We start from the raw sequence: 26,863 nt of genomic DNA on the forward strand, positions 1-26,863 counted from the left end.
CGCGTTTGGGCCGCTCCCTGCTGCAGAAAGCGATGCCCGGCGCCGGGAATCCTATGCACAATGACGCGAATTGTAATGTTGTTAAGAATTATTTACATTTGCACCCTGCGCAGTGACCGCGCCCCTCCCAGATGGACCTGATGTGCCCGAAGCCGCCGCCCCGGGTGCTGGACGACTGTTGCCGCCCCCTTCCCGTCTCCGAGCTTCGAACCCACCATGTCCCTGACGTTCCGTAACCGCCTGCCCCGCCGTGCGCTGCTGCCGGCTGCCCTGCTCTCTTCGCTCGCGCTGGTCGCGTCTCCGGCGTTTGCCGAGGCCGCCGCCGATGCATCCGATGCCAAGACCCTGGACCGGGTCAGCGTCCGTGCCGAGCAGTCCGCTCCGCCATCCAGCACCACCCGCCTGCCGATCACACTGCAGGAAACCCCGCAGTCGGCCACTGCGATCAGCCTGAAGCGCCTGCAGGACGAATCGCTGTTCAGCATCAACGACGTGATGCGCAACGTCACCGGCGTCAGCGTGTCCTTCTATGACACCCAGCGCCCGCTGTACTACGCACGCGGCTTCGCCATCACTGACTTCCAGGTCGACGGCATCCCGACCTACAGCGGTTCCACCAACCAGGAATACGACACCGCCTTCTACGACCGCATCGAAGTGATCCGCGGTGCCAACGGCCTGCTCAGCGGCGCCGGCGTGCCGTCGGCCACGGTGAATCTGCTGCGCAAGCGGCCGGGCAAGGAGTTCGATGCCTCGTTCGCGGTCAGCGCCGGCAGCTGGGACTATCGGCGCATGGAGGCGGACGTGACCGCGCCGCTGACCGATGACGGCCGTTTCCGCAGCCGCGTGGTCGCCGCCTATACCGATCGTGGCCTGTATTACGACCGCTACGACGAGAACAAGATGGCCGGCATGGCGGTGCTGGAAGGCGACGTCACCGACAGCACCACGATCACTCTCGGTTACCAGAGCCAGGACAACAATCCGACCGGCTCGACCTGGGGCACCGTGCCGTTCTTCGACAACCAGGGCAATTTCGCGCACCTGCCGCGCTCGACCAACCTGTCGCCGAAGTGGAGCTACTGGAAGCGCGAGAGCAACACTGCCTTCGCCAACCTGGAACAGCGCTTCGGCGACAACTGGCTGCTGAAGATCAACACCGCCTACACCCGCGGCAACGTGCAGAATGTGCGCCTGTACGGCACCGGCAACCCGGACCCGGTGACCGGCTCGGGCATCTTCCTGCGCGCGGCCGCCGGTGATTCGAAGGACACCCGGCGCAATGTCGATGCTTACCTGACCGGCAGCTTCGATCTGTTCGGCCGCGACCACGATGTGACCCTCGGCGCACAGTGGTCGGACCTGGAAGGCACCACCAACACCCTGGCGCTGAACTTCCCGAACGATTGGGCACGCTGCGGCGGCGAACGCTGCTACTACATTCCCAACGTGTACAGCTGGAACGGCGACATCTCCGAGGTCACCTACCGCCGTACCGGCGCGCGCCGCGTGGCCAAGACCACACAGAGTGGCGTCTATCTGGCCACCCGCCTGCGCCTGGCCGATCCGCTGTCGCTGATTGCCGGCGCACGCCTGAGCCGCTGGGAAACCCTCAGCCGCTCCTACAACGCCGCAGGCGCCTACACCGGCACCAGCGGTGCATACAAGGTGAGTGATGAAGTCACCCCGTACGTGGGCCTGGTCTACGACATCACGCCGAACGTCTCGGCGTACGCCAGCTACACCGAGATCTTCAACCCGCAGAACTTCAAGGACCGCAACGAGAACCTGCTGGCGCCAGTACAGGGCTCGAACCTGGAAGCGGGCATCAAGACGCAGTGGCTCGATGGCCGCCTGACTGCCAATGCCGCGGTGTTCGAGGCCAAGCAGGACAACTACGCGGTGCGTGACATGAGCGTGCCGGACGGTTCGCTGAGCGATGGCACCTCCGCCTACATCGGGATCAACGGCACCAAGGCGCGCGGCTGGGAGATGGACGTCAACGGCGAGATCCTGCCGGGCTGGACGGTCAATGCCGGCTATACCCACGTCAAGGTCACCCGCGCCGCCACCGATCTGCTGTACGCCAACCCGCCCAAGGACCTGCTGCAGCTCAACACGCAGCTGCAGTTGCGTGGCGCGCTGGAGCGCCTGAGCATCGGCGGTGGCGTGCAGTGGCAGAGCAAGGTGCAGGGCTACAACATCGCCTACCCGCTGGGCGGCACAGTGACGGTGAACCAGCCGGCCTACATGCTGGTCCAGTTCAACGCCAACTACCGCATCAGCGACAACTGGACGGCAACCCTGAGCGTGCGCAACGCACTGGACAAGACCTACTGGGCGAATCTGGACTACAACAACTACGGCGAACCGCGCTTCGTGTCGGCCAGCCTGCGCTGGAAGTTCTGAGCCACCAGAAACGGTAGTGCCGGCCGCTGGCCGGCTCCAAGCGATGCATCGATGACGCGGAGCCGGCCAGCGGCCGGCACTACCCCGATCGATGCGGTCCTCCTCCATTTCAATCTGAATGGGCCCGCCTCTGTGCGGGCCCTTTCATTTGCTGCACCGCGGGTTGCACGCCCATCATAATTATGCCGTAATTACCTCGACACCAATCGGAAGCCGGTCGATGAACCCGAGCTGGGATACGTTGGAACGCAGCCGCCAGGCCCGCCTGGAACGTGCCGCGCCGTGGGCCCGGGGACGTGAGGTCGCCGCCACCGACGTGGGCGAGCTGCTGCACGCACTGCTGGAGCCAAGCGACAAGGTCTGCCTGGAGGGCAACAACCAGAAGCAGGCCGACTTCCTCGCCCAGTGCCTGGCTGACCTCGATCCCGCGCGGGTGCATGACCTGCACATGGTGCAGTCGGTGCTGTCGCTGCCCTCGCACCTGGATGTGTTCGAACGCGGCATCGCCTCGAAACTGGACTTCTCCTTCTCCGGCCCGCAATCGGTGCGTCTGGCCAACCTGGTGGCCGAAGGGCGCATCCAGATCGGTGCCATCCACACCTACCTGGAACTGTTCGGCCGCTACTTCATCGACCTCACGCCCCGCGTAGCGCTGGTCGCCGCGCAGGCCGCCGATCGCCACGGCAATCTCTACACCGGCCCGAACACCGAAGACACCCCGGTCATCGTCGAGGCCACCGCGTTCGGTGGCGGCATCGTCATCGCCCAGGTCAACGAGATCGTCGACACCCTCCCCCGCGTCGACATCCCTGCTGACTGGGTCAACTTCGTGGTGCAGGCGCCGAAGCCGAACCATATCGAACCGCTGTTCACCCGCGACCCGGCGCAGATCTCCGAGATCCAGGTGCTGATGGCGATGATGGCGATCAAGGGCATCTACGCCGAGTACGGCGTGAACCGCCTCAACCATGGCATTGGCTTCGACACCGCGGCCATCGAGCTGCTGCTGCCGACCTACGCCGAATCGCTCGGGCTGAAGGGAAAGATCTGCCAGCACTGGGCGCTCAATCCACACCCCGCACTGATTCCGGCGATCGAATCGGGCTTCGTCAAATCGGTGCATTCGTTCGGTTCCGAACTGGGCATGGAGAAGTACATCGCCGCACGCAGCGATGTGTTCTTCACCGGTGCCGATGGCTCGATGCGCTCCAACCGCGCGTTCTCTCAGACCGCAGGCCTGTATGCGTGTGACATGTTCATCGGTTCCACCCTGCAGATCGACCTGCAGGGCAACAGCTCCACTGCCACCCGCGACCGCATTGCCGGCTTCGGTGGCGCACCGAACATGGGCTCCGATGCACGTGGCCGCCGCCATGCCAGCGAGGCCTGGGTCAAGGCCGGCCAGCAGGCCGCACGCCCCGGTGAGATGCCGCGTGGCCGCAAGTTGGTGGTGCAGATGGTGGAAACCTTCCGCGAACACATGGCACCGGCCTTCGTCGATCGGCTGGACGCCTGGGAGCTGGCCGAGCGCGCGGACATGCCGCTGCCACCGGTGATGATCTATGGCGACGACGTCAGCCATGTACTGACCGAAGAAGGCATCGCCAACCTGCTGCTGTGCCGCACCCCTGAAGAGCGCGAACAGGCGATCCGCGGCGTGTCCGGCTATACCGCCGTGGGCATGGGGCGCGACCGCGTGATGGTGGAGAACCTGCGCGACCGCGGCGTGATCCGCCGTCCCGATGACCTCGGCATCTCCATGCGCGATGCCAGCCGTGACCTGCTTGCGGCGCGTTCGGTGAAGGACCTGGTGCGCTGGTCCGGCGGCCTGTACGACCCGCCCAAGCGCTTCCGCAACTGGTAAGGGGCTGAGCATGGAAACCCTCGACTATCGATTCGAAGGACACACGGCGGTGCAGTTTCCGCGCGATGCAGTGCTGGTCGGCGTACTGGCCTCGGGCAATCTGGAAATCCTGCTGGAACCGGCCGCACTGGACGGCGCGATGACGGTGCGCATCATCACCGCCGCGCAGGGCTTTGGCCGTGTCTGGGAGGCGGTGATCGGTGATTTCGCACAGCGCCATCCACTGCGCGATGTACGCGTCTCGATCAACGATGCCGGTGCGACCCCGGCGGTGGTCAGTCTGCGCCTGGACCAGGCAGTGGAAACCCTGCTTGCTGGAGATCCACGATGAGCCGGACGCAGCGCCACAGTTACTACGAAGCCGATGCACGCGAGCGCATCGCCGGCTTGGCCGACGCCGGCTCGTTCCGTGAATTCCTCGGCCCGGCGCGGCGGATGATGAGCCCGCACCTGGCACAGCTCGACCAGCCCGCGGCGTTCGACGACGGCATCGTTGTCGGCGAAGCCACACTGCGCGGCCGACGCGTGCTGCTGGCCGCACAGCAGGGTGAATTCATGGGCGGCGGCGTGGGCGAGGTGCACGGCGCCAAGTTGACCGGGCTGCTGCACCGTGCAGCGGAAACCCGACCTGACGGTGTGCTGCTGCTGCTCGATACCGGTGGCGTGCGCCTGCACGAAGCCAATGCAGGGCTCATCGCCATTTCCGAGATCATGCGCGCCACGCTGGATGCGCGCGCTGCAGGCGTCCCCGTGGTGGCGCTGATCGGCAGCGGCAACGGCGCATTCGGTGGCATGGGCATCGTCGCCCGCTGCTGCAGCACGGTGGTCATGTCCGAGGAAGGCCGGCTGTCACTGTCCGGGCCGGAAGTAATCGAGACCGTGCGTGGTGTGGAAGAGTTCGATTCCCGCGATCGTGCGCTGGTCTGGCGCGTAACGGGAGGCAAGCACCGCTACCTGATCGACCAGGCACAGGTGCTGGTGCCCGATGCCATCGAGGCGTTCGCGCAGGCTGCCAGCAATGCGCTGCAGCCCGATACCAGCAGCACCGATCCAGATACTGCACTGGCCGCGCTGCAGGAACGCCATGCGGCACTGAAGGCGCGCGTGAAGGCCTGGGGCGATTGCCGCGATGGCCTGGAGATCTGGGCGCGGCTGGGTATCACTGCCCCCGAGCGACTGCCGCTGCTCGACACCGATGCGTTCCTCATCGCCACCGCCGACCGGAGCCTGCCATGAGCATGCCGCTGCAGACCCTGCTCGATGCCCTGTTCCCGCATGGGCATGCCATTGCGGTGAACGATTCGGTGCTGACCGGCAGCGCCACCACCGAGGATGGCGAGGTGACCGTGATCGGTACCGCCGACAAACTCGAAGTCGGCGTGGACCACGCATTGGCACTGGCCGAAACCGTGCTTGCCAGCACCGCCGCGCTTCCACAGCGACCGATCGTGATGCTGGTCGACACCGCCGGCCAACGCCTGGCACGCCGTGACGAACTGCTTGGCATCAACGGCTACTTCGCTCACTTGGCGCAGACGCTGGATCTGGCACGCCGACGCGGTGCGCGGCTGGTGACCCTGGTCTATGGCGAGTCGGTCAGCGGCGGCTTTCTGTCGTTCGGCCTGATGGCCGACCACATCCACGCCCTGCCCGATGCACAGGTGCGGGTGATGGACCTGCGCGCGATGGCGCGGGTGACCAAGCAACCGCTGGAGAAACTGCAGGCACTCAGCCAGACCTCGCCGGTGTTCGCGCCGGGCGTGGAGAACTACGTGGCGATGGGTGCGGTGGAATCGCTATGGGAGGGCGATCTTGCCCAGCACCTGCTGCAGGCGCTGCGCACGCCCGCCGAAGGCGACCTGCGTGCCGCACGCGGCGCACAGCGCGGCGGTCGTGCCCTGGCCGCAGGCGTTTCATCTGCGGTGGCCCACGGCGATGCCTGAGCGGCCCGCCCGCCACACGCTGGCCTGGCTGTCGGCCGATGCCGACTGGCGGGCTGACGTGACTGCACAGGAACCACGCCTGGCAGCGTGGTTCGCGCAGGGCCTGCCGGCCATGGTGGCGCGCTGTGCGGCGGACGACCCCGACCCTCGGCTGCGCCTGGGGGTACCGCTACCGCCAAGCGAAGGCAAGCAACGGCTGGCGCTGCGCGTGGCCCTGCAGGACGTCCAGCAGCTGCAGCCTCCCCCTCCCTTGGATCACGTTCTCGCCGGCGGCGTTCCGGCGGATTGGCAGGCGGCGTTGCAGGCAATGCTGCGGCTTGCACCGGCCCGCGTATTCGGCGCCTTCGCATGGCAGCACCTCAGCGGACTGCCCTATGTGCACCCGCGCTCGGACATCGACCTGCTGTGGCAGGTGGATGACGCGCGCCAAGCCGACCTGCTGGTCGAACGCCTGCAGCACTGGGAAAGCGCCTATGGGCATCGCGTGGATGGCGAACTGTGCCTGGTGGATGGTGGCGCGGTGAACTGGCGCGAATACGCCGGTCGCAGCCGCGAAGTACTGGTCAAACGCATTGATGGTGCCGCTCTGGAACTGCGCGAGGCCGTGTTCAACGCCACTGGAGTTGTCGCATGAACGCTGTCGTGCAGCGCGTCGCCCGGTCCACCCCGGCGGTGGACAGCGCGCGCCTGGGGCGCCTTGCCATCGCCAGCCTGCACGCCGAACTGGCCCTTGCCCCCAAACCGGGACTGGTTACACCGTTCGATCGCGGCAGCCACCACGACATGGATGCCGGCACCTTCCTGCGCAGCCTGTTCGCGTTGCGCCACTATTTCATCGCCGTGGCCGACGCCGGTGCCAGCGCGGCGCCGTTCCAGACGCTGCGGCGGCATGGCATCGCCGCCGAGATATCGATGCTGCACGCCACTGCGGGCATCAACACCCATCGCGGTGCGATCTTCAGCCTTGGCCTGCTGGTGGCCGCGTCCGCTGCCTGCTGGGGCCGCGCGGGCCGTGTCGCCGCAGCCGAGCAGGTCTGCCAGGAAGTGCGCCGTTGGGCGCCCGAGCTCGCCGCCGCGCCTCTGGATGCGAACAGCCCTGGCCAGCGCGCGCGTGCACGGCACGGCGTGCAAGGTGTGCGCGAACAAGCGGCCGCCGGCTACCCGCTGCTGCGCGAAGTGGCACTGCCTGCCCTGCGCCACGCACTGGCCAGCGGCCTCCCACGCGAGGCCGCGATGTGCCAGACCCTGATGCAGCTGATCGCGTGCGTGGATGACCTCAACCTGCTGCACCGCGGCGGCGCCGACGGCCTGCGCTGGGCCCAGCGGCAGGCACGCACCTTCCTGGACGCCGGCGGCACCTTCGCGCCGGACTGGCAGGTACATCTGCGTCGCATCGGTGACGGCTTCGTCATGCGCCGGCTGAGCCCGGGCGGCAGCGCAGACCTGTTGGCCTGCAGCCTGTTCCTGCTGCAGCAGGAGCAGGCATGAGCCTGGCCCTGCTCTGCCCCGGCCAAGGCGCGCAGCACGCGGCGATGTTCGATCGCGTGCGCGATCTTCCGGCCGCACGCCACACCCTCGATGTGGCCAGCACGGTGCTCGGCCGCGATGTATTCGCCGCTGCGGCGGCCGACGACCGCTTCGACAATGTGCGGGCGCAACCACTGCTGTGCGCAGCAAGCCTGGCGCATTGGCAGGGCCTGCGCGAGGTATTGCCAACGCCGACGGTGATCGCGGGTTACAGCATCGGCGAGCTGGCCGCACATGCCATCGCCGGCGGCGTCGATGCGGCCACCTGCCTTGCCCTGGCTGCGCAGCGCGCGCTGTTGATGGACAGTGCCAGCCCCGCCGATGCAGGCCTGCAGGCAGTGCTTGGCCTGGAACGCCATGTACTGCAGCCGCTGTGCGATCTGCACGGAGCGCACGTGGCCATCGCCAACGGGCAGGACCATTTCATCGTGGGCGGCACGCACGCCTCATTGCAGCGGCTGGCCGATGCCGCGCGGCCGCAGGGTGCGGACATCCGTCCACTGCCGGTGCACGTGCCTGCACACACACCGTTGCTGACAGCGGCGGTCGCACCGTTCGCTGCCGCACTCGACGCCTCGCCACTGCAGGCCCCACGCCTGCCGCTGCTGGCCGGCATCGATGCGCGACCGGTGCGGGATCGCGCAACGGCAGTCCACACGCTGTCGGCGCAGCTCGCGCAGACCATCGAATGGGCGCAGGTGATGCGCCAGTCCTTCGAGCGTGGCGCGCGGGTGTTCCTGCAGCTGGGCCCGGGCAACGCATTGGCGCGCATGATCGCGCCGGCCTATCCGTGTTGCGAAGTGCGCGCGGTGGAAGAGTTCCAGAGCCTTGAAGGCGCCGCGGCGTGGGTCCGCAGCGCGCTGGAGCGGCTGCAGTAACGGGTTCGAGCAGTACGTATCACGCAACACGCAGTACGTCGCCTTACCCCGGGATGGCGGGTCTCCATCCGCGCTGTACGTGAGTCACGTGTCTGGGAGGGCGCATGAGTCCACAAATCGCAACGATCATCGGTCTGGTGATCATGTTCATCGTCGCCACCGCGATGCCGATCAACATGGGTGCCGTCGCCTTCGCGCTGGCCTTCATCATCGGCGGGCTGTGGGTCGACATGGGCGGCAAGGAGGTCCTGGCCGGCTTTCCCGGCGATCTGTTCCTGACCCTGGTCGGCATCACCTATCTGTTCGCCATCGCGCAGAAGAACGGCACCATCGACCTGCTGGTGCACTGGGCAGTGAAAGCCGTTCGCGGCCATATCGTGGCCATTCCGTGGGTGATGTTCGTGATCACCGCGGTCCTCACTGCGTTCGGTGCACTGGGCCCAGCGGCGGTCGCGATCATCGGCCCGGTCGCGCTGCGCTTTGCCAAGCAGTACAACATCAATCCACTGATGATGGGCCTGCTGGTCATCCATGGTGCGCAGGCGGGCGGCTTCTCGCCGATCAGCGTGTACGGCAGCATCACCAATGGCGTGGTGCAGAAAGCCGGGCTGGAAGTGACCGAGATGGCGGTGTTCCTGACCAGTCTGGGCTTCAACTTCATGATGGCGACGATCTGCTTCTTCGCCTTTGGTGGCATCGCCCTGCTGCGCCGTGGCTCGATCACCGCAGCAGGAACACTCGGCAATGCCGAGCTGGCGATGGCCGGTGGCCCGCAGGCGTCGTCGCGCCAGTTCGCGATCGAAGGTCATGGCGCGCTGGTCGCGGCAGGCGGCGGCACGCTCAGCAATGATCCGGTGGCACTGGATGCGGTGAACCTGACCCGCGAGCGGTTGTTCACCCTGATCGGCCTGCTCGGCCTGGGCGTGGCCGCGCTGATCTACAACCTCAACGTCGGCCTGGTCTCGATCACCGTGGCGGTGGCGCTGGCGCTGTTGTCCCCGCAGAGCCAGAAGGGTGCGGTCGATGGCATCAGCTGGTCCACCGTGCTGCTGATCTGCGGCGTGGTGACCTACATCGGCGTGCTGGAACATGCCGGCGCGGTGGACTTCATCGGCAACGGTGTGTCCGACATCGGCATCCCGCTGCTCGGTGCGCTGCTGGTCTGCTACGTCGGCGGCATCGTCTCCGCATTCGCTTCGTCGGCAGCGGTACTCGGCGCGACGATCCCATTGGCCGTGCCGTTCCTGATGCAGGGCCACCTCAGCGCCGCCGGCGTGATCTGCGCGCTGGCGGTGTCATCCACCATCGTCGATGTCAGCCCGTTCTCGACCAATGGCGCACTGGTGGTGGCCTCGGCAGCGAAGGAAGAGCGCGAGACCCTGTTCCGCCGCTTCCTGGTCTACAGCGGCCTGGTGGTTGCGCTCGGACCGCTGCTGGCCTGGCTGGTGTTCGTGGTGCCGGGCTGGATGTAACCGCCCAGCGGTAGTGCCGACCGCTGGCCGGCACTCTCATGAAGCCATCCAGCGATCATGGGTTGCCGGCCAGCGGCCGGCACTACCTGGCGCGGTACACTTCCACCATGGCCATTGCCCCTGCCCCGCGGTCACCGAAGAAGCGCGCACCCCTGTACGAAGAGGTGGCCGAACACGTGCGCGAGCGCATCTACGATTACCGGCTGCCGCCGGGAGAATGGATCGACGAGCCCGCGCTGTGCGAAGAACTGGGCATCAGCCGCACGCCCCTGCGCGAGGCGCTGAAGCTGCTGGCCGCCGAAGGCCTGGTGCAGATCGATGCGGGTCGTGGCAGCCGGGTCACGCGACTGACGCTGGAAGACCTCAACCAGCTGTTCCCGGTGATGGCGATGCTGGAAGGCCGCTGCGCGCATGAGGCGGTGAAGCACATCGACGACGCCGGCGTGCAGCAGCTGGAAGACCTGCATGCAGCGATGGAAGCAGCGGCGGCCGAGGGCAACATCGCCGAGTACTACCGCAACAACTACCTGATCCACGAAACCGTGCAGCACTACGCGGGCAACCCGTGGCTGATCCGCATCACCCACGACCTGCACCGCATCCTGAAAATGCACCGTGGCCGCCAGCTGTTGACGCCGGGCCGCACCGCGCAGTCGTTGGCCGAACACCGCGAGTTGATGGAGTGCTTCCGCCGCCGCGACGCGCAGGCTGCCGAACGCACCATGGAACGCCATCTGCTGAGCCAGGGCCAGGCGCTGGCCGCCTATGTGGCGGCAGGCGGGCTGCTGAACGTACCGGCGCCGTTGCCGACCGAAGGCGGCGGCTGAGCTGTTGAGGTTGCCGGCCAGCGGCCCGCACAAACCGCCGCAGCCAACCGCTGTTCTGTAGAGTCGAGCCATGCTCGACTGCCTTTCGATCAGGCACCGAGGCGTTGGAGCGAAGTGCAGTCGAGCATGGCTCGACTCTACAGAGACCTCAATCGCTGCAGCTGCCACCACCACCGTCACTGCTGCCGCCGTCGCTTCCACAGTCGGAGCTGCTGTAGCTGTGATGACTGTGGCTGTCCCCGGAATAGCCGCCGGAGAAATCGGCGGGCCCACCGCCACTGCCATCGCTCCGCGCGGGTGAGCCATCGGCCGTGGCCACCGCCATGCACAGGATCGCACCGACCAGCGGCAGCAGCCAGACCAGCAGCAGCTGCACCGCCCGCCCCCCGGCCGACAGGCCATCGCGCCTGACGATCACCACGGTAGCCACCACGTTCAGGCCCAGCACCAGCAGGACCAGCAGAAGGGCAACGATCAGCATTCGGCGACTCCGTGCCTGGACTGGGGGGCATTATGGCCTGCCCCCCCGGCAATGGCCCTGCCTGTCATGAAGATGGGACAATGTAGGGCGCGCCGGCCTGCCTCCGGGCCGCCGGCGCCCCCCGCACCACACGGAAGAAGAAGAACAACAACATGCTGAAAGTCATTTTCGATACCGACCCGGGCGTCGACGACGCCCTGGCCCTGCTGTACCTGCACAAGCACGCCCAGATCGACCTGATCGGCGTCACCACCACCTTCGGCAATGCCTCGGTGGAGTCGACCACGCACAACGCGCTGTACCTGAAGCAGGCCTGGGGCTTTGCCGCTCCGGTCGCGCGCGGTGCCGGTGGCCCGCTGCAGCCGGAAGCCACCCCGGAAGCCTGGCCGGTGCACATCCATGGCCAAAACGGCCTGGGCAACCACCCGGTGCCGGCCAGCCTGGACGTGGCCGCCGATGCGCGCCCGGCCCATCAGCTGATCATCGACCTGGTCCGCGCCCATCCGGGCGAGGTGACCCTGGTCGCGGTCGGCCGCATGACCAACCTGGCCCTGGCCCTGCAGCAGGCCCCGGACATCGCCGGCCTGGTGCGCGGCGTGGTGATCATGGGTGGCGCTTTCCACGTCAACGGCAACATCACCCCGGCCGCCGAGGCCAACATCTGGGGCGATGCCGAAGCCGCCGACGTGGTGTTCACCGCCAGCTGGCCGGTCACCGCCATCGGTCTGGACGTGACCACCCGCGTGGAAATGGACCGTGACGGCCTGGACAAGCTGGCTGCCATCGGCGGTACCGACGCCGAGCTGGTGCGTGCGCTGTCGCAGGACTACGTGGACTTCTACCTGCAGGCCGGCCACAAGGGCATGGTCGTGCACGACTGCTGCGCGTGCATCGCGCTGACCCGCCCGGAGCTGTTCCAGTTCGAGCGCGCCAGCGTGCGCGTGGCCACCGACGGTGTCGCCCGCGGCATGACCATTCCCAAGCCGGAAGGCCTGGCGTTCGGTCCCAGCGTGTGGGATGGCCACGTGGTGCAGTCGATTGCCATCGGCGTGGATGCGGCCGCGGTACTGGCCGACATCGAGCAGACCCTGAAGGTCTGACCCGCTAGCGCCTGGCCCTGCCCGGGACCGTCTCGGGCAGGGTCCACAGCACCGGCAGCACCAGCACCGCCACCAGCGCGATCATCGCGCCCGGCGCCGCTGCCCAGCCGCTGCGCTCCACCCACCATTGCGCCAGCCATGGCGTTGCGCCGCCGAAGAAGGCGGTGGCCATGGTCACCCCCAGTGCCAGCCCGCTGACCCGGCCTTCGCCGGGGAACTGCTCGGCCGTGGCCGGGGCCGCGACCGCGCTCACGCCACCGGCCACGCAGGCCAGCAGCACCGCCGCCAGCCCGATGCCCAGCGCCGTCGCCTCCGCCATCCACGCGAACAGGGACAACGGCAGCAGCGCCGCCAGCAGAGTCAGACCCAGCAGCATCGGCCGTCGTCCGACGCGGTCGGACAATGCGCCGCACAGCGGCGTGATCGCAATGACCGCCACTGCCGCAATCGTCGACAGCCACAGTGCATCACCTTCGTCATGACCCTGCGCATGCAGGAATGCCGGCACATAGGTGATGCCGACGTAGTAAGTGATCGATCCCAGCGCCGAAATCGCAAACGTGCGCGCTACCGCCAGCGGGTGGTTACGCAATACGTGGCGAAGCGGCGTAGCCGGAATACTGCCCTCGCGACGCTGGCGTTCGAACTCCGGCGATTCGTGCATGCCCGAGCGCGCGACCAGGATCACCAGTGCCAGCGCGGCACCGAAGAAGAACGGAATGCGCCAGCCCCAGCTGTCCAGCTGCGCGGTGGGCAACAGCGCCACGGTCAGCGCGGAGATCGCTACCGCCAGTAGCGCGCCCACTTCACTGGCTGCCGATGCCAGCGAGGTCACCAGGCCACGTCGCCGCACCGGCGCGCTTTCCAGTAGATACGCCACCACGCCGGTGTACTCACCGCCCACCGAAAACGCCATCACGCAGCGCAGTACCAACAGCAGCACGCCCGCCGTAGTGCCCGCCGTGGCCGCTGTCGGCAGCAGCGCGGTGGCCAGCATCGCCGCTGCCATCAAGGCCATCGATGCCAGCAGCATCCAGCGCCGGCCCAGGCGATCCCCCAGGTGGCCGAAGCACAGTGCGCCCAGCGGGCGCATCAGGTAGGACACCGCAAAGCCGGCCAGGGTGACCAGCAGCGCCTGCTCGCCACCACCGAAGAACACCCGCGACAGCACCGTGGCGAAGTACAGATACAAGGTGAAGTCGTACCACTCCACCACCGTGGACAGGCCGGCCACCCACATCGAGCGCTGCCGCTCGGCAGTCATTGCGTGTTCGCCTTCAACAGCCTCGATCCCGGTTGCGCAGGTTCGGGGAGGATGTCACGGCCGGGGTGAAATACCGGTCATCGGCTATCCGTCGCCTGCATGTACTGGGTTTCATGGCCGGTGAATCGCTCACCGTCAAAGCCGAAGCAGAAGCGTCCTTCCTCGAACACGCGGTAGACCAGCAACGCACCATCAAGGCAGAACTGCTGCTGGTCCACACCCGTTTCCAGGGTCCCGTAGCCGGCGGCGTCTCCGCCCTTCCCCGCCGGGCCGGTGAAGGCATCGATCGGCAATGGCGTGGCGCGTCCGGTGCGGGTGTCGACCAGCACCAGCGTGCGCTGGAAGTACTCGGGACGATCATCGACCTGTACCAGCAGATAGTGCTGGTTGAAATTGGGCTTCTGATGCTGGAGAGCTTCTTCAATGGCGGCCCGGTGCCGCGCATCGCAGAAGTCGACCGGACTGTAGCGGTAGCTGCAACCGTCGTGGTCGTAGGGCAGGTTCATGCCGGAATAGCTCACGCCTGCCTGGCTGCCCGCGTCATCTCCCGGCTCCGGCGTGCTGCACAGCAGCCACGAGCGCTGCGCATCTTCAGGATCAGCCATCAGCTTCGGTTCGCGGCCCGCTTCGTAAGCCGCGCCACCCGGGAAGTCCTGCCCCAGGTGCTGGCGGGCGATTGAACGCGCCTTCTCCAACGGCAAGGCAATCCTGGCCCCACGGAACGAGACGAACGTCATCGTCGGCAGGATCACCTCTTCCACCGGCAATCCTTTCCATTGCCCACCCGTGCAGAACGTGGCGATCTCATTCTCTTCGTCCACCTTGCAGGGCTTCGGCGCATTCGTGGCCAGCCAGGGATGTGCCGGACGCTCGGTCTGCTGATCGATGTACCAGCCGTCCAGCGCACAGGTCGGCAGCGCATCGAGCAGCGGAGAGAGGTCTTCTGCCATGGCCGGGGCGGCAAGCGGTGTGCCCGCTGCGGGTGCTCCGGTCGGCGCATCGGTTGTGCGCTGGCATGCCGCCAGCGCGAGTAGACCAACCAGCAGCGCGACGTGGCGCGGACGCCGGATTGAATGATGCGCTCCCTGCATTGCGTGTTTCCTGGTTTCAGAACCCAGTGCAGATGATCGCCGATCCGGGGCCGGCTGGGACGCGGGGTGCTGCGCGACCTCCACACATGGCGTGGAGCTACCCGGTGTGCTGGCTTGCCGCCCTGTAAGCGGCGTAGGCATCGAGGATCTTCTGCATCCGGGCCTGCTGCTTCGCGCCCATCGGCACCCGCTGCACGCGCTTCAGCAGCGTCTTCCACATATATCCGGAACGGAAGAAGTACGGGCGCACCTCAAGGAAGGTCAGCACGACATCCACCGTGTTCGGATCCTGCTCAGCCAGTTGCTTCAGTGCATTGGCGTAGCCACCCGGGAACGCAAGCTGTTCATAGCGCTGGTTGTATTCCGCGCAGGCTGCAGTGTGCCGCTGCACTTCTTCCGGGCCACGCCAGCGCGCGCCAGCGGCTTCGCGGATGGCTTGGCGCAGCCGATTGATCTCGTCCGCATTGGCGCGGATCAGACGTTCCATGGGTGCGCGGGGATGGGACATGGTGCCTTCCCTGTGGTTTGTCAGGGGTCACGGGGCGCGGCGCAGGGTGATCAGGGTGATTTCCGAAGGAACGCCGATGCGTGCCGGGAAACCGGCCCACAGGCCAGCACCATTGCTCACGTACAGTGTCATGCCATCCACCTCGTAACGCCCCGACACATAACCGCCATTGGCGCGCTTCACCAGCTGGTCCATGCCAATGATCTGGCCGCCATGTGTATGCCCGGACAGCTGCAGCTTCACCCCACGCGCGGCAGCCTCGCGTGCGTTGCGCGGGCGATGGTCGAGCAGGATCACCGGCGCGCCCGGATCGGCGCCAGCCAGCGCGGCCTCCAGGTCCGGCAGCGGCAGACCGTAGCGTGCGGCCACCGGGTCGGTGACACCGGCGATGGTCAGCGCCGCGTCACCGCGTCGTACCTGCAGATGACTGTTCTCCAGCACCTGCATGTGCAGCGCGCGGAACGCCTGCATCCAGTCCTGGTACTGCGCGTAGTACTCGTGGTTGCCGGTGATGGCAATGACGCCATCCGGCGCCTGCAGGTCGGCCAACGGACGCGCGTCCTCGCGACGGGCCTCGACACTGCCGTCGATCAGATCGCCAGTGATCACGATCAGGTCCGGCGTCAGTGCGTTGCTGTCGTCCACCACCCTGCGCACCCACTCACCGGTCAGCAGGCGGCTGGCATGGATGTCGGTCAACTGCAGCACGCGATAGCCATCGAACGCGGCCGGCAAGCCGGCGATGCTCACCTCGATCTGCCGAGGCTTGGGGACGGCCATGCCCTGGCTGACGCCATAGCCACTGACCAGCAGCGCCAGCACACCCGCCGCCGGGCGCAGCTTCGGCGCGCGCAACGCCGATACAGCACGTGGCCTGCGCAGGATGCGCGACACCAACAGGCCCGCGTCCAGCACCAGCAGGAACAGCGCCAGCAGCAGTACGGCAGTCGAACCCGTGGCCAACGAGGCGATGGCCAGCTTCGGTATCTCCGGCGAGGCCATCGTGCCCCAGAACATGGCGACGATGCGCAGCTGCACGGCAACGCTCACCAGCAGCAGCGACAGCACGACCTTCATCCAGATGGGCATGCGCAGTGGCCAGAACAGGCGCCAGGCCACATACAGGCCCATCAACAAACCGATCGTACTCAGCACTGCAACCATCCTGGAAAGAAAGCGGGCCCGCCATGGTGACGGTTGCCGGCAGTGTTGTGTAGAGCCGGGCCCGTACCCGGCTGCTCAGGAAGCAGTCGAGCATGGCTCGACTCTACAGAGGGCCAGTCGAGCATGGCTCGACTCTACGAAAGCCCGATGCGTTCCACCCGCAGGCGGGCGATGCGACGCTTCTCCATTGCCAGTACGGTGATGCGTACATCCGCAATCTCCACCGTGTCACCGATGTCCGGCAGGCGCCCCAGACGCTCCAGCACCAGACCGGAGATGGTCATGTAGTCGGCACTGCGCGGCAGCGAGACACCGGCCAGACGCTGCAGGTCGTCCAGGGTCAGCGCACCGTCGGCCTCCCACTGGTTCTCGCCCTGCGCCTCCACGCCATAGCGCTCGTCCTGGGTGTCGACCAGGTCACCGGCAATGGCCGCCAGCAGATCGTTGGCGGTCACCAGGCCTTCCACACTGCCGTACTCGTCCACCGCTACCGCCAACGGCACCGGGTGCTGGCGGATCAGTTCCAGCGCCTGCAGTGCGCTGGCGCTGGACAGCACGTACTGCGGCTCGCGCAGGTTGCCCTCCAGCTGCAGCGGCCTGCCCTGCAGCAGGTCGGCCAGAAGGTCGCGGCTCTGCACCACGCCGCGCAGGCTGTCCAGGTCGCCATCACCCACCAGCAGGCGGGTGTGCGGCGATGCCACCAGGCGTGCCACCACATCCTCCTGCCCACGTGCCAGGTCGATCCACTGCACGTCGGCACGCACGGTCATCACGCTCGACACCGGGCGATCAGCCAGGCCCAGCACGCTGCGGATCATCTCGTGCTCGGCCGGCTGCAACCGCTCTTCGGCATCGACGTGTTCGTCAGCGTTTTCGTCGTCGTGGCCATTGGCCGGGCGCGCGCCCAGCATGCGCAGCACGGCGTCGGCGGTACGCTGGCGGAAGGGCTGGCGGCGCTCGTTGCGCTCACGATTGAAGCGCACCCACTGGTTGAAGGCTTCAACCAGGATCGAGAAGGCGATCGCCGCGTACAGATAACCCTTCGGGATCTTGTAGCCCAGGCCTTCGGCCACCAGGCTGAAACCGATCATCAACAGGAAGCCCAGGCACAGCACGACCACCGTAGGATGCTTGTTGACGAAACGGGTCAGTGGCTTGCTGGCCACCAGCATCAGCACCATCGCGATGGTCACCGCGGCATACATCACGCCCAGGTTGTCGACCATACCAACTGCGGTGATCACCGAGTCCAGCGAGAACACCGCATCGAGCACCACGATCTGAGCCACCACCATCGCGAAGCTGGCGTAGACCTTCTTGCCATCCTCGTGATGCTCGCGGCCCTCCAACCGCTCGTGCAGTTCCATCGTGCCCTTGAACAGCAGGAACAGACCACCGCCCAGCAGGATCAGGTCACGCCCGGAGAAGCTGTGGTCGAACAGCGTGAGCAGCGGTTCGGTCAACTTCATGATCCATGCCAGCGCGGCCAGCAGCACCAGCCGCATCAGCAGGGCCAGCGCCAGGCCGATCACCCGCGCGCGGTCACGCTGGTGCGGCGGCAGTTTGTCGGCCAGGATCGCGATGAACACCAGGTTGTCGATGCCGAGAACGATCTCCAGCACGACCAGGGTTGCAAGGCCCATCCATATCGAGGGGTCAGCCAACCATTCCATTTCAGGTCCGTTTCGTCAGTAGGTAAGGGAAAAGGGGAAACACTCAGTCAGCCTCCTGCGCCTGCGCCGGGTCATGCCCGAGCAGGTCACCGGGCGTGCACTGCAGCTCACGGCAGATCGCATCAAGTGTGGAAAAGCGGATGGCGCGCGCCTTGCCGGTTTTCAGGATCGACAGGTTGGCCAGGGTGATGTCGATGCGCCCGGCCAGCTCGGACAGGGTCATGCCCCGTTCCTGCAGCATGCGGTCCAGGGTGATGACGATCGCCATCAGATGACACCATCAAGATCGTCGCGCATCGCTGCACCCACCGCGAACACGCGGGCCAGCACGAACAGCATCAGCACCGCGACCAGGCCGGTGATCGACATGCCGCCGCCCACCTCCATCCAGGTGAAGTCCGGGCCCATCCAGGCGGCGTAGGCGCCGATCAGGATCGACAGCACCTCCATCGACAGCATCAGCCAGGCCATGCGCTGCAGGCGCTGTGCATTGGCGTGGGTGAACGGCCGCTCGCGCGCCGCCGACTTCAACAGCCGCAGCAGGTGGCGCAGGAACATCAGGCACAGCACCAGCAGCGCGACGATCGCGCCCAGGCCCAGGCAGAAATGCAGGAACAGGTCGCTGCCATGCACGGCAGCGGCATCAGCGTCGTGGATGCTGTCGAGCAGCCAGCTGCGGTCGTGGGCGACCAGCGGCACGGCCAGCAGTGCGGCCAGGATGCCCAGCCAGCACATCGCCCGCACCGCCTGTACGGCGGCCTGGGCCAGGGTGAACAAGCCTCGCGCGGGTCTGGCGCGGGCGGGACGAGCGGTCAAGCGGCCTCCGGCATTGGGGTGGCCTCGCCACCCCGGGTGGATTTATCGATAAACGATATACCACTTGCCGCGTGAAAGGCTGAATCGCGAGCGTGGGCCCTTCAGGGCCCAGGCGCGCCCTGCGCCAGCATCGCTTCGCCCGGGGCCGCCGAGGCCATCGCCTGCACGCCGGCTTCGGCCGCCTGCCGTGTGACCAGGCGGAATCGCACCTGCAGCTTGCCCTGCCCCGGCGTGGCCCAGCCGTACTGGATGGCCACCTGATCGGCCGACAGCGGCCCACGCCCTGGCAGCGACCGCACCTGCAACGGCTTCGGTGCGGCCTGCACCAACCGGGCGAATCCCTTCTGCACGACCGCCGCGTCGGCCTTTTCGGCGTAGACCGTACACGTGCCATCGTCAGCCCAGCTCACCGCATAGCGGCCACTGGCCAGAGGCACCATCCAGGCCACGCCCGATTGCCCCTGCAACAGCGTCGCGGCTTCGGCGGGCTGCAACGGCGACAGCCCATTGGATTCCATCAGCGACTGCAACCGCGCCGGGGCACCGATGTGCTGCATGCAGGCGGTGTCGAACAGCTCGCTGAAGGGATCCTGCGCTGGGGCCTTGGCCTTTGCAGTACGCGCGGGTTGCGCCACCGCCAGGGTGGGCAGCAGGGCCAAAGCCAGCCAGAACACAGGACGCATCGGGATTCCACGCTACGGAAAACAGCAGGGAGGATGGCAAAGCCCGGGCGCCACGCGCAATGGGTCATGGCTTGACATGCGTAGATGACGCCCCCGGGTGCACCGATGATGCCGGCCAGCGGCCGGCACTACCGGGTGCTGTAGCGGTAGACCAGATCATCCGCATCGCTGCGCGCGGCCTGCACATCGAGCACGCCGCCCAGCCGCTGCGCAACGGCCTGTGATGCCATATTGTCCGGCGCCATGTAGCTGACCAGGGTCGGCAGCTGCGCCACCACGAAGGCCCAGTCGCGCAGCGCGCCGGCCGCCTCGGTGGCGAACCCCTGCCCTTCATGGCCGTCGTACAGCAACCAGCCCAGCTCCTTTTCAGGAAACAGCGGGCCATGATTGATCCCGACCTGGCCGATGCAGGCTCCCGTATCGGCACGCTCGATCATCAACGCGCCATGGCCGAACAGATGCCAGCTGGCGAGGTCATGGCAGAACTGCCCCCACGCCGCCACCTCACCGAACGGCCCGCCCATGCCCCGCGCACGCGGCGAGGCCAGGAACGCGGCATAGACGCCGAAGTCATCCAGCTGCTGTGGACGCAGCCGCAGGCGCACGGTGTGCAGGGTTGGAATCTCAAGCACGACGGCGCACAGGATCAGTACACGGCCAGGTGGCCACAACCGCGGCGCTGCGGCTGCCCTTCCATCGTCACCTGCACGCTGGCCAGGGTGTCCACACCTTCGGCAGTGCGACACGACTCACGCTTGATCTCGACGATGGCGGGCTGCTGGCCAAGCTCGCCGTTGAGCACGATCAGCGAGCTCGGTGCATCGGCCGGCTGCCCCGGATAGCGCAGCGTGCCCTTGTGGGTACGGCCGTCAGCGCTGAGGCTGGCATCGTGGTTGCCCTGGCCGGTGGAGGCGATCTCAATGCTCCAACCCGCACCGCCGCCGGTGAAAGCCGGCACCGGGCTCAGGTCGGCGGCAACCGAGGGGTGGCGTGGCGCATCCGCAGCGGTCTGCGACGAAGTGGAGGTACAGCCGGCCAGCATCCCGGCCAGCAGCGCTGCAGCAACGACGGGGCGAACGGTCATGATGCGCTCCTGCCAAATGGTCGAAGGTCCAGTCTAGGCAGCCATGCGTGCGCCAGCGATGAACATGATGTTTCAGCGTGGAATGCGCCCACCACCGGCGACCCGCACGCGGTCGCGGCCCTGCGCCTTGGCCTGGTACATGGCCGCATCGGCGGCACGCAGCAGGGTCCGCCAGCCCAAGGCGTCGGTAGCACCGCGGGCCACGCCGAAGCTGGCGGTCACCCGCAGCACGGTACCGCCGGCCACCACGATGTCCAGCTGCTGCAGCGCAAGCCGCAGCGATTCGGCCAGCTGTCGGCCAGCGGCCAGGTCACCGTCGGCCAGCAGCACCAGGAACTCCTCGCCACCATAGCGGGAAATGCTGTCGCTGCGGCGAAGATGGCGCTGCAGCAGTTGCGCCACCTGTACCAACACTTCATCACCCGCATCGTGGCCATGACCATCATTGATCGATTTGAAGCGATCAACGTCCAGCAGGATCACCACTGCGCTCATCCGCCCCTCGTCGTGGCGCTGCTGCACCAGTTCCTCCAGCGCGCGACGGTTCAGCAGTCCGGTCAATTCATCGGTGCCGGCCAGCTGGCGCAGCTCGCTGGTCAGCGCCGAGCGTTCGCGCGACTTCTCGCGCAGCACTTCAATCGCATCGAACAGGCGCTGCATCTCGGCCAGCGGATGGGTGACATGCTGCTCGGGCCCCGGCGCGTCGGAGGCAATCTGGATCACCTGCCGTTGTGCCTGCAGCAGAGGCCGCAGGATCTGCAGATGCGCGATACGCAGCGCCACACCCAGTACCACCAGGGTTCCCAGCGCGGTGGCCAGAAGTACCGCCAGCCGCGTGGCCTCCCGGTTGCGGGTGTGCTCGAACCTGGCGATGGACACACTCAGGTAACCGTCACGCAGCGCCTCAAGCGACTGCAGGGTCGGCACGTAGCGCGTGGTGAACTCGGCAGCGGTCCACGGCGGCGGCAGGCCACGCCGTCCGTCGTCGATCAGCTGTTCGATCATCGGCAGTGACTCGCCGAAGAACTGCCGGCGCGCCATATCCCAATGCCAGGACAGCGTCGGATCACTGCGGAACACCGATTCGTGGCTGCCGGCCAGCCGCCACAGTTCCAGCAGGCGGCCCTCGGTCTGCAGCGCCGCGCGCACCTGTTCGTTGCGCCAGGCACCGGGTACCGCCACCGGCGCCATCACGTTGGAGGCCAGACGCCCGCCGTGCTCGCGCAGGTCGATCAGCACCTGCCCCTGCATGGCTGGAATCGCCGCTTCGCGGTCGGCCCGGACCAGTACGTTGATCTGTGCCGAGGTCAGCAGGTGCAGGCGGTCGACCACGGCAAACATGCCGCTGATCGCGCGCTCCACGTCTTCGACGCGTCGTGCGTCGCGCGGCTGCGCTGCCACCCGGTCCACGCCCGCGCGCGCCGACTGCAGGCGACGTTGCGCGTCTGCCAGCATCCCATGCTCATCCACCACGCCCGGATCAGCCGTGAACACGGCATCCAGCTGCTGCAGCGCGGTGTCCACACGCCTGCGTACCACCGCCAGCTGCAGCGTAAGCCGCGCATGCTCGCTGGCATCGGCCGGGTCGGCACCGAGCAGGCTGTTGGCCGGGCCGCGTTCGGCCGAGACCAGGTTGGCCAGTTCGAAGGTCTGGCGCAGCTGGCGCAGGCTGACCAGGTTGTCCTCGGCAGCGCTGTAGCGCAGCGCGCCCTGGAACAGCGCGATGGCCATCAACGGCAGCGTACAGACCACGAACGACCCTGCCAGGATCCAGACCCAGGTCCGCAGTCCGATGGGCGATGCCTTGCCGGCCATGCAAATTTCCCCTGAAGTGCGGATCACTGTAGCCGCCGGTCCCGGCAGCGCCAAGCCAGTGCCGCGCGAACCGTGACCATAGGCATACCGCAGCCACCGCGAACGCGCCGGCAAGGTCTCACCCCGCGCCGGGCTGGGGCGAATGCGTCACACCCTGCCGTACTAGATCCAGCGCTGGTCGACCAGTTCGCGCTTCACGTAGGCGTAGAACACCGGCGCCGCCACCAGGCCGGGCAGGCCGAACGCCGCTTCCATCACCAGCATCGCCAACAGCAGCTCCCAGGCGCGGGCCTGGATTTCGCCGCCAACGATGCGCGCATTGAGGAAGTACTCCAGCTTGTGGATCACGATCAGGTACAGCAGCGCCGCCACGGCCACGTAGAACGAGACCGACAGCGCGACGATGGTGATGATGGTGTTGGAAATGATGTTGCCCACCACCGGCAGCAGGCCGGCGATGAAGGTGATCAGTACCAGGGTCTTGGACAGTGGCAGGTGCACGCCGAACAACGGCAGCACGCCCAGCAGGAAGATGGCGGTGAACACGGTGTTGAGCAGCGAGATCTTCACCTGCGCGAACACCACCTGGCGGAACGCGGTGGCCAGGCGGCTGGTGCGGCCGATCAGCTCCTGCGCCAGCGGGCCCATCTTCGGCAGCGGCAGTTCGTCATACAGCGCGATCATCGCGCCCAGCACCATACCGATCAGTACGCGTACGCCCACCTGCACCACCGAGGTACCGGCCACGCCCAGCTGGCGCTGATGCTCGGCGGCCCAGTCGTTCAGTGCCGTGCGCAGCGCCGGCATGTCCTCGGGGATGTACGGCTGCAGCAGCGCCGGCACCTGGTGCCGCGACGAATTGAGGATCTCCATCAGCCGCGCCAGCAATGCGTCCGGTCCACCGGTCTCGTTGCGGAAAAATGACGCCACGCCGATCCCGGCCAGTACAAGCGCACTGATGATCACCGCTGACAGCACGATCACCGCGATCGCCCGCGCCCGGCCTGGCGGCAGCTTGCCCTCCACGGTGGAGGCCAGCAGGTGGGTCAGCTGGAACACCAGCAGGCCCGACAGCAGGGTCACCACCAGGCCCAGCTTCAGCGCCAGCCACATGCCCAGCAGCATCATCAGCCAGGCCGCGATCCTCGGGACGGGGGGCTTGGGCTGGGCAACGAGGGCGTCTTGCATGGGCGGCACGTCCGGGCAGGGTGGCCCATGGTAGAGGATTGGCGGCGATGATTCCGGGTGCAGGATGAACAGGCAACACACGCGGATTCCGCCGCCCCTTCTCCGTCCATCGGCACGTCCGCAATCACGCCCGGATCACACCCGGTCCAGTGCCAGATACCGCGCCGTGCGCACGATCGTCTCACGCTCGCCGAAGCTGGCCAGCTCGCCGGCAACACGCCCGCTGTCGCCAGTCGCTGCGATCTCCTGCAGGGTGCGCTGCATGGCCCGGATCGCAGCGCGCTGCAGGTCCGAGGGAATGATCACCAGCCGGTAATCGAGTTCGGCCAGCCGCGCCACCGGCACCAGCGGCGTCTTGCCGCTGTGGAACATGTTGATCAGCTTCGGCCCGGGAACCTGCTGCGAAATCACCTCGATCTGCTCCAGCGCTTCCGGTGCCTCGACGAAGATCATGTCCGCGCCCGCGTCCACATAGGCCTGCGCCCGTTCGATCGCCGCATCCAGGCCTTCGCAGGCGATGGCATCGGTACGCGCGATGATCATCAACTCCGGGTCGATCCGCGACTGGCAGGCGACACGGATCTTCGTGCACATCTCGCCCGCGTCGACCAGCGTCTTGTCATCCAGGTGTCCGCAGCGCTTGGGGAAGGCCTGGTCCTCGATATGCAGTGCGGCAACCCCTGCCCTTTCGAACGCGCGCACCGTGCGTTCAACATTCGCGGTGCCGCCGAAGCCGGTGTCAGCGTCGGCGATCACCGGCAGATCGCAGGCATCGACGATCCGTTCAACCTGCGCAAGCACTTCGCTGAGGCCGAGCAGGCCGATGTCCGGCACGCCGGCCGAACGCGCGATGGCGCCGCCGCTGGCATAGACCGCATCGAAGCCGGCCAGCTCCACCAGGCGTGCCGACAATCCATCGAATGCACCTGGCGCAATCACGCTGCCCTGGCGGAGCAGATCGCGCAACTGACGTGTCTTTTTCATGGGGTCTCCCTTGTCGTTGGACATCTGCCGTGGGATACCGATGATGTTGCCGCCAGCGGCGACCGTCCAATACCGTGTTCGTACAGCACCAGAACGTTTGAGGTTCCAATGGAACTGCGGCACCTGCGCTACTTCGTCATGACTGCCCAGCTGCAGAGCTTCACCAAGGCCGCCGAGGCCCTGCATATCGCCCAGCCGCCGCTCGGGCAGCAGATCCGCGCCCTGGAGGAAGAGATCGGCACACCGCTGTTCCACCGGCAGGGACGCGGCATCGTGCTCAGCGATGCTGGCCAGGTATTCTGGAAAGCCGCGGAGGACATCCTCGCGCGCGTCGACCAGGCCAAGGAGGAGGCGTTGCGCGCCGCACGCGGCGAGGTCGGTACGTTGACATTGGGGCTGACCGAATCGGCGACCTACAACGAGGCGGTCACCGCGCTGATGCGCAGCTTCCAGCGGGCACATCCGGCGGTGCAGGTGCAGCTGGTCGAAGATGGCAGTGAATCGTTGGTCCGGCGCCTCGATGATGGCGAACTCGATGCAGTGATCGTGCGCCCGCCGTTTTCCGATAGCGGTGAACGGATGACACAGCAACTCAGTGCCGAGCCACTGGTGGCAGTACTGCCGGCCGATCACCCGTTGGCGAGCCGGACAAGCATCGCGCTGGCCGAGCTGCGCGACGAGCGCTTCATCCTGTTCTCGCGGAAATCGGGCCAGGGCCTGAGTGCAGACGTCGTCGCTGCCTGCCGCAGCCAGGGCTTTGCGCCTACCATCCAGCAGGAAGCGCCGCAGGTGGCTTCGGCGATCAACCTTGCCGCTGCCGGCCTGGGCATCGCCATCGTGCCGGCCTCGATGCAGAGCATGCACCGCAGCGGCCTGGCTTTTGTTGCGCTGGAACTGGGCATGCCGACCACTACGCTGCAGTTGGCGGTGCGCTGCAAGCCTCCGGCAACGGCCGCCCAGCTGCTGGCCTGCGCCAGAGACCTGGCAACACCTCATTCGCCATAGCTGGCGTTGTTCTTGCCCTGGCGCTTGGCGTGGTACAGCGCGCGGTCGGCCAGTGCCAGCCAGTCCTCGACGCTGCCACCGCGCGGCGTCGCCGCGATTCCGATGCTGACGCTGAACTCGATGCCCGGGGTTGCCTGCCGTGCTGCCTCCAGAAGTTGCAGCCGAACCCGCTCTGCCACATGCATCGCATCGACGGGCGCACAGTCCTGCAGCAGCACGACGAACTCGTCGCCTCCCAGCCGCGCAGGGGTATCGCCGGGCCGGGCGAAGGCGCGCAAGGTGGAGGCGATATGGCGCAGCACTTCGTCCCCGGCGCGATGACCGTGCGAGTCATTGATGCGCTTGAAGTCATCCACATCAAGCATCAGCAGGCAGGCAAAACCACCCTGCCCCTGCGCCTTGTCCAGTGCCTGCTGCGCACGGACGATCAGGAAGCCGCGGTTGGCCAGCTCCACCAGCGGGTCCATGCGGCTCAGCCGCTTCAACTGGCGGTTCTGCGATTTCACTCGCCGCGCCAGCTGCCAGCTGAGGATGCTGAGGCCGATGCCGTAGACGAACAGGAACGGCACGCTGAGCACGATCGTGCGCTGCGATGACACCGGCTGGTAAGGAAACCCGAGCCCCCACCAGGTGAGCGCGAATCCCGCTACCAGTGCCAGTGTGGCCCGTACCGCCAGCTTCACCCCACCGGCGGCGATCTTGTCGGCGACCAGCAGCGCGGCGAACAACGCACTGGGTACCACGCTGAGCCCCATGAAGGCGATCCAGCCACCGCCAAAGAAGGAATCAACCACCATGCAACGGAACTGGACCACCGCAGGCTGCCGTGAGCGCTGGGTCAGCACCAGCGCGAGCGCCGGCCAGGCCAGCGCGTTGAGCAGCAGCAACACCCAGGCCCACGGGCCGTCCTGACGTTCAAGAATGATCGAGGCGATGGGAATCGCGCCCAGCCCATTGCCCACGAAGCGCATCCAGCCGATGCGACGTGCCGCGCCGATGCCTTCGACCGCGACTTCCGTCGAGTCCGTCAAGAACGGCATTGCCGACCCCCTTGCGCGATCGCACGCCCTTGCCGGGCGGCCTCTGG

At 66.9% G+C, this 26,863-nt stretch carries 27 protein-coding genes; 12 read left to right on the forward strand and 15 right to left on the reverse strand.

What is annotated here, in order from left to right; all coding sequences use genetic code 11:
- Positions 1-216 precede the first annotated feature (216 nt).
- From ACMZ91_RS00640 to ACMZ91_RS00685, 10 genes are all read left to right on the forward strand, one after another.
- Positions 217-2,409, forward strand: a complete 2,193-nt coding sequence (locus ACMZ91_RS00640; protein ID WP_414576690.1) for a TonB-dependent siderophore receptor — start codon at positions 217-219, stop codon at positions 2,407-2,409.
- Between the two features lie 220 nt (positions 2,410-2,629).
- The gene (mdcA, locus tag ACMZ91_RS00645; RefSeq protein WP_414576688.1) at positions 2,630-4,273 is read left to right on the forward strand and encodes a malonate decarboxylase subunit alpha; all 1,644 of its coding nucleotides are present in this window, start codon (positions 2,630-2,632) and stop codon (positions 4,271-4,273) included.
- Positions 4,274-4,283: 10 nt separating this feature from the next.
- On the forward strand, positions 4,284-4,604 hold the full coding sequence (mdcC, locus tag ACMZ91_RS00650) for a malonate decarboxylase acyl carrier protein (protein ID WP_049398883.1): 321 nt from the start codon (positions 4,284-4,286) through the stop codon (positions 4,602-4,604).
- Entirely contained in the window at positions 4,601-5,509 is a 909-nt protein-coding gene (locus ACMZ91_RS00655) for a biotin-independent malonate decarboxylase subunit beta (protein ID WP_414576685.1), read from the forward strand. The genes mdcC and ACMZ91_RS00655 overlap by 4 nt, the downstream gene beginning before the upstream one ends.
- 2 nt (positions 5,510-5,511) lie before the next feature.
- A complete protein-coding gene (gene mdcE / locus ACMZ91_RS00660) occupies positions 5,512-6,216 on the forward strand; it encodes a biotin-independent malonate decarboxylase subunit gamma (protein WP_414576706.1) in 705 nt (234 codons plus the stop codon).
- The gene (gene mdcG, locus ACMZ91_RS00665; protein WP_414576683.1) at positions 6,209-6,850 is read left to right on the forward strand and encodes a malonate decarboxylase holo-[acyl-carrier-protein] synthase; all 642 of its coding nucleotides are present in this window, start codon (positions 6,209-6,211) and stop codon (positions 6,848-6,850) included. The genes mdcE and mdcG overlap by 8 nt, the downstream gene beginning before the upstream one ends.
- On the forward strand, positions 6,847-7,704 hold the full coding sequence (gene mdcB / locus ACMZ91_RS00670; RefSeq protein WP_188348096.1) for a triphosphoribosyl-dephospho-CoA synthase MdcB: 858 nt from the start codon (positions 6,847-6,849) through the stop codon (positions 7,702-7,704). Before mdcG ends, mdcB begins: the two co-directional genes overlap by 4 nt.
- Positions 7,701-8,621: a malonate decarboxylase subunit epsilon gene (mdcH, locus tag ACMZ91_RS00675; protein WP_100437529.1), complete on the forward strand. Its 921-nt coding sequence runs from the start codon at positions 7,701-7,703 to the stop codon at positions 8,619-8,621. Before mdcB ends, mdcH begins: the two co-directional genes overlap by 4 nt.
- A gap of 104 nt (positions 8,622-8,725) precedes the next feature.
- A complete protein-coding gene (locus ACMZ91_RS00680) occupies positions 8,726-10,093 on the forward strand; it encodes an SLC13 family permease (protein ID WP_032127621.1) in 1,368 nt (455 codons plus the stop codon).
- 107 nt (positions 10,094-10,200) lie between these two features.
- Positions 10,201-10,920: a GntR family transcriptional regulator gene (locus ACMZ91_RS00685; protein ID WP_012510388.1), complete on the forward strand. Its 720-nt coding sequence runs from the start codon at positions 10,201-10,203 to the stop codon at positions 10,918-10,920.
- A gap of 148 nt (positions 10,921-11,068) precedes the next feature.
- Here ACMZ91_RS00685 and ACMZ91_RS00690 read toward each other — a convergent pair whose 3' ends face one another.
- Entirely contained in the window at positions 11,069-11,401 is a 333-nt protein-coding gene (locus ACMZ91_RS00690; protein ID WP_414576680.1) for a hypothetical protein, read from the reverse strand.
- Between the two features lie 152 nt (positions 11,402-11,553).
- Between ACMZ91_RS00690 and ACMZ91_RS00695 the strand changes: the two genes are divergently transcribed.
- Positions 11,554-12,501: a nucleoside hydrolase gene (locus ACMZ91_RS00695; RefSeq protein WP_100437526.1), complete on the forward strand. Its 948-nt coding sequence runs from the start codon at positions 11,554-11,556 to the stop codon at positions 12,499-12,501.
- Between the two features lie 4 nt (positions 12,502-12,505).
- On the opposite strand, the gene ACMZ91_RS00700 is transcribed toward ACMZ91_RS00695, so the two are convergent.
- From ACMZ91_RS00700 to ACMZ91_RS00760, 13 genes are all read right to left on the reverse strand, one after another.
- The gene (locus ACMZ91_RS00700; protein ID WP_149908831.1) at positions 12,506-13,765 is read right to left on the reverse strand and encodes an MFS transporter; all 1,260 of its coding nucleotides are present in this window, start codon (positions 13,763-13,765) and stop codon (positions 12,506-12,508) included.
- A 77-nt stretch (positions 13,766-13,842) separates the two neighbouring features.
- A complete protein-coding gene (locus tag ACMZ91_RS00705) occupies positions 13,843-14,856 on the reverse strand; it encodes a hypothetical protein (protein WP_414576704.1) in 1,014 nt (337 codons plus the stop codon).
- 97 nt (positions 14,857-14,953) lie between these two features.
- Positions 14,954-15,364 (reverse strand): hypothetical protein, encoded by a 411-nt coding sequence (locus tag ACMZ91_RS00710; protein WP_414576678.1) that lies wholly within the window; start codon positions 15,362-15,364, stop codon positions 14,954-14,956.
- Positions 15,365-15,391: 27 nt separating this feature from the next.
- Complete coding sequence (locus tag ACMZ91_RS00715; RefSeq protein WP_414576676.1) at positions 15,392-16,528, reverse strand: metallophosphoesterase; 1,137 nt, start codon at positions 16,526-16,528, stop codon at positions 15,392-15,394.
- 134 nt (positions 16,529-16,662) lie between these two features.
- Complete coding sequence (locus ACMZ91_RS00720; protein WP_180837924.1) at positions 16,663-18,201, reverse strand: TerC family protein; 1,539 nt, start codon at positions 18,199-18,201, stop codon at positions 16,663-16,665.
- A 43-nt stretch (positions 18,202-18,244) separates the two neighbouring features.
- The gene (locus ACMZ91_RS00725; protein ID WP_032127628.1) at positions 18,245-18,469 is read right to left on the reverse strand and encodes a helix-turn-helix domain-containing protein; all 225 of its coding nucleotides are present in this window, start codon (positions 18,467-18,469) and stop codon (positions 18,245-18,247) included.
- On the reverse strand, positions 18,469-18,936 hold the full coding sequence (locus ACMZ91_RS00730) for a DUF2975 domain-containing protein (protein WP_032127655.1): 468 nt from the start codon (positions 18,934-18,936) through the stop codon (positions 18,469-18,471). Before ACMZ91_RS00730 ends, ACMZ91_RS00725 begins: the two co-directional genes overlap by 1 nt.
- A 182-nt stretch (positions 18,937-19,118) precedes the next feature.
- Complete coding sequence (locus ACMZ91_RS00735) at positions 19,119-19,700, reverse strand: NMCC_0638 family (lipo)protein (protein WP_049398870.1); 582 nt, start codon at positions 19,698-19,700, stop codon at positions 19,119-19,121.
- A 128-nt stretch (positions 19,701-19,828) separates the two neighbouring features.
- A complete protein-coding gene (locus ACMZ91_RS00740; RefSeq protein ID WP_197655670.1) occupies positions 19,829-20,332 on the reverse strand; it encodes a GNAT family N-acetyltransferase in 504 nt (167 codons plus the stop codon).
- Between the two features lie 14 nt (positions 20,333-20,346).
- Positions 20,347-20,784 (reverse strand): hypothetical protein, encoded by a 438-nt coding sequence (locus ACMZ91_RS00745; protein ID WP_032127634.1) that lies wholly within the window; start codon positions 20,782-20,784, stop codon positions 20,347-20,349.
- Between the two features lie 72 nt (positions 20,785-20,856).
- The gene (locus ACMZ91_RS00750; RefSeq protein WP_197655669.1) at positions 20,857-22,599 is read right to left on the reverse strand and encodes a GGDEF domain-containing protein; all 1,743 of its coding nucleotides are present in this window, start codon (positions 22,597-22,599) and stop codon (positions 20,857-20,859) included.
- A gap of 162 nt (positions 22,600-22,761) precedes the next feature.
- On the reverse strand, positions 22,762-23,787 hold the full coding sequence (locus ACMZ91_RS00755; RefSeq protein WP_012510371.1) for an AI-2E family transporter: 1,026 nt from the start codon (positions 23,785-23,787) through the stop codon (positions 22,762-22,764).
- A 135-nt stretch (positions 23,788-23,922) separates the two neighbouring features.
- Positions 23,923-24,771 carry an isocitrate lyase/PEP mutase family protein gene (locus tag ACMZ91_RS00760; protein WP_134950926.1) on the reverse strand — a complete coding sequence of 283 codons (849 nt, stop codon included), beginning with the start codon at positions 24,769-24,771 and terminating at the stop codon, positions 23,923-23,925.
- Positions 24,772-24,879: 108 nt separating this feature from the next.
- Between ACMZ91_RS00760 and ACMZ91_RS00765 the strand changes: the two genes are divergently transcribed.
- Positions 24,880-25,776, forward strand: a complete 897-nt coding sequence (locus ACMZ91_RS00765; RefSeq protein ID WP_197655668.1) for a LysR family transcriptional regulator — start codon at positions 24,880-24,882, stop codon at positions 25,774-25,776.
- On the opposite strand, the gene ACMZ91_RS00770 is transcribed toward ACMZ91_RS00765, so the two are convergent.
- Positions 25,764-26,816, reverse strand: a complete 1,053-nt coding sequence (locus ACMZ91_RS00770) for a sensor domain-containing diguanylate cyclase (protein ID WP_032127639.1) — start codon at positions 26,814-26,816, stop codon at positions 25,764-25,766. The two genes, ACMZ91_RS00765 and ACMZ91_RS00770, sit on opposite strands and share 13 nt — an antisense overlap.
- Between the last annotated feature and the right edge of the window lie 47 nt (positions 26,817-26,863).

This window comes from Stenotrophomonas sp. FR024 (assembly GCF_047500745.2).
Lineage (GTDB): Bacteria > Pseudomonadota > Gammaproteobacteria > Xanthomonadales > Xanthomonadaceae > Stenotrophomonas > Stenotrophomonas maltophilia_A.

Bases quoted from the DNA above. Each gene is read 5' to 3' on its own strand.
- mdcB (WP_188348096.1), top strand. From the start codon at position 6,847: ATGAACGCTGTCGTGCAGCGCGTCGCCCGGTCCACCCCGGCGGTGGAC.
- ACMZ91_RS00680 (WP_032127621.1), top strand. From the start codon at position 8,726: ATGAGTCCACAAATCGCAACGATCATCGGTCTGGTGATCATGTTCATC.
- mdcE (WP_414576706.1), top strand. From the start codon at position 5,512: ATGCCGCTGCAGACCCTGCTCGATGCCCTGTTCCCGCATGGGCATGCC.
- ACMZ91_RS00655 (WP_414576685.1), top strand. From the start codon at position 4,601: ATGAGCCGGACGCAGCGCCACAGTTACTACGAAGCCGATGCACGCGAG.
- ACMZ91_RS00770 (WP_032127639.1), bottom strand. From the start codon at position 26,816: ATGCCGTTCTTGACGGACTCGACGGAAGTCGCGGTCGAAGGCATCGGC.
- ACMZ91_RS00750 (WP_197655669.1), bottom strand. From the start codon at position 22,599: ATGGCCGGCAAGGCATCGCCCATCGGACTGCGGACCTGGGTCTGGATC.
- ACMZ91_RS00700 (WP_149908831.1), bottom strand. From the start codon at position 13,765: ATGACTGCCGAGCGGCAGCGCTCGATGTGGGTGGCCGGCCTGTCCACG.
- ACMZ91_RS00765 (WP_197655668.1), top strand. From the start codon at position 24,880: ATGGAACTGCGGCACCTGCGCTACTTCGTCATGACTGCCCAGCTGCAG.
- ACMZ91_RS00690 (WP_414576680.1), bottom strand. From the start codon at position 11,401: ATGCTGATCGTTGCCCTTCTGCTGGTCCTGCTGGTGCTGGGCCTGAAC.
- mdcG (WP_414576683.1), top strand. From the start codon at position 6,209: ATGCCTGAGCGGCCCGCCCGCCACACGCTGGCCTGGCTGTCGGCCGAT.
- ACMZ91_RS00705 (WP_414576704.1), bottom strand. From the start codon at position 14,856: ATGCAGGGAGCGCATCATTCAATCCGGCGTCCGCGCCACGTCGCGCTG.
- ACMZ91_RS00715 (WP_414576676.1), bottom strand. From the start codon at position 16,528: ATGGTTGCAGTGCTGAGTACGATCGGTTTGTTGATGGGCCTGTATGTG.
- ACMZ91_RS00725 (WP_032127628.1), bottom strand. From the start codon at position 18,469: ATGGCGATCGTCATCACCCTGGACCGCATGCTGCAGGAACGGGGCATG.
- ACMZ91_RS00745 (WP_032127634.1), bottom strand. From the start codon at position 20,784: ATGACCGTTCGCCCCGTCGTTGCTGCAGCGCTGCTGGCCGGGATGCTG.
- ACMZ91_RS00730 (WP_032127655.1), bottom strand. From the start codon at position 18,936: ATGTGCTGGCTGGGCATCCTGGCCGCACTGCTGGCCGTGCCGCTGGTC.
- ACMZ91_RS00755 (WP_012510371.1), bottom strand. From the start codon at position 23,787: ATGCAAGACGCCCTCGTTGCCCAGCCCAAGCCCCCCGTCCCGAGGATC.
- mdcC (WP_049398883.1), top strand. From the start codon at position 4,284: ATGGAAACCCTCGACTATCGATTCGAAGGACACACGGCGGTGCAGTTT.
- ACMZ91_RS00760 (WP_134950926.1), bottom strand. From the start codon at position 24,771: ATGAAAAAGACACGTCAGTTGCGCGATCTGCTCCGCCAGGGCAGCGTG.
- ACMZ91_RS00640 (WP_414576690.1), top strand. From the start codon at position 217: ATGTCCCTGACGTTCCGTAACCGCCTGCCCCGCCGTGCGCTGCTGCCG.
- ACMZ91_RS00710 (WP_414576678.1), bottom strand. From the start codon at position 15,364: ATGTCCCATCCCCGCGCACCCATGGAACGTCTGATCCGCGCCAATGCG.
- ACMZ91_RS00685 (WP_012510388.1), top strand. From the start codon at position 10,201: ATGGCCATTGCCCCTGCCCCGCGGTCACCGAAGAAGCGCGCACCCCTG.
- ACMZ91_RS00720 (WP_180837924.1), bottom strand. From the start codon at position 18,201: ATGGAATGGTTGGCTGACCCCTCGATATGGATGGGCCTTGCAACCCTG.
- mdcA (WP_414576688.1), top strand. From the start codon at position 2,630: ATGAACCCGAGCTGGGATACGTTGGAACGCAGCCGCCAGGCCCGCCTG.
- mdcH (WP_100437529.1), top strand. From the start codon at position 7,701: ATGAGCCTGGCCCTGCTCTGCCCCGGCCAAGGCGCGCAGCACGCGGCG.
- ACMZ91_RS00695 (WP_100437526.1), top strand. From the start codon at position 11,554: ATGCTGAAAGTCATTTTCGATACCGACCCGGGCGTCGACGACGCCCTG.
- ACMZ91_RS00735 (WP_049398870.1), bottom strand. From the start codon at position 19,700: ATGCGTCCTGTGTTCTGGCTGGCTTTGGCCCTGCTGCCCACCCTGGCG.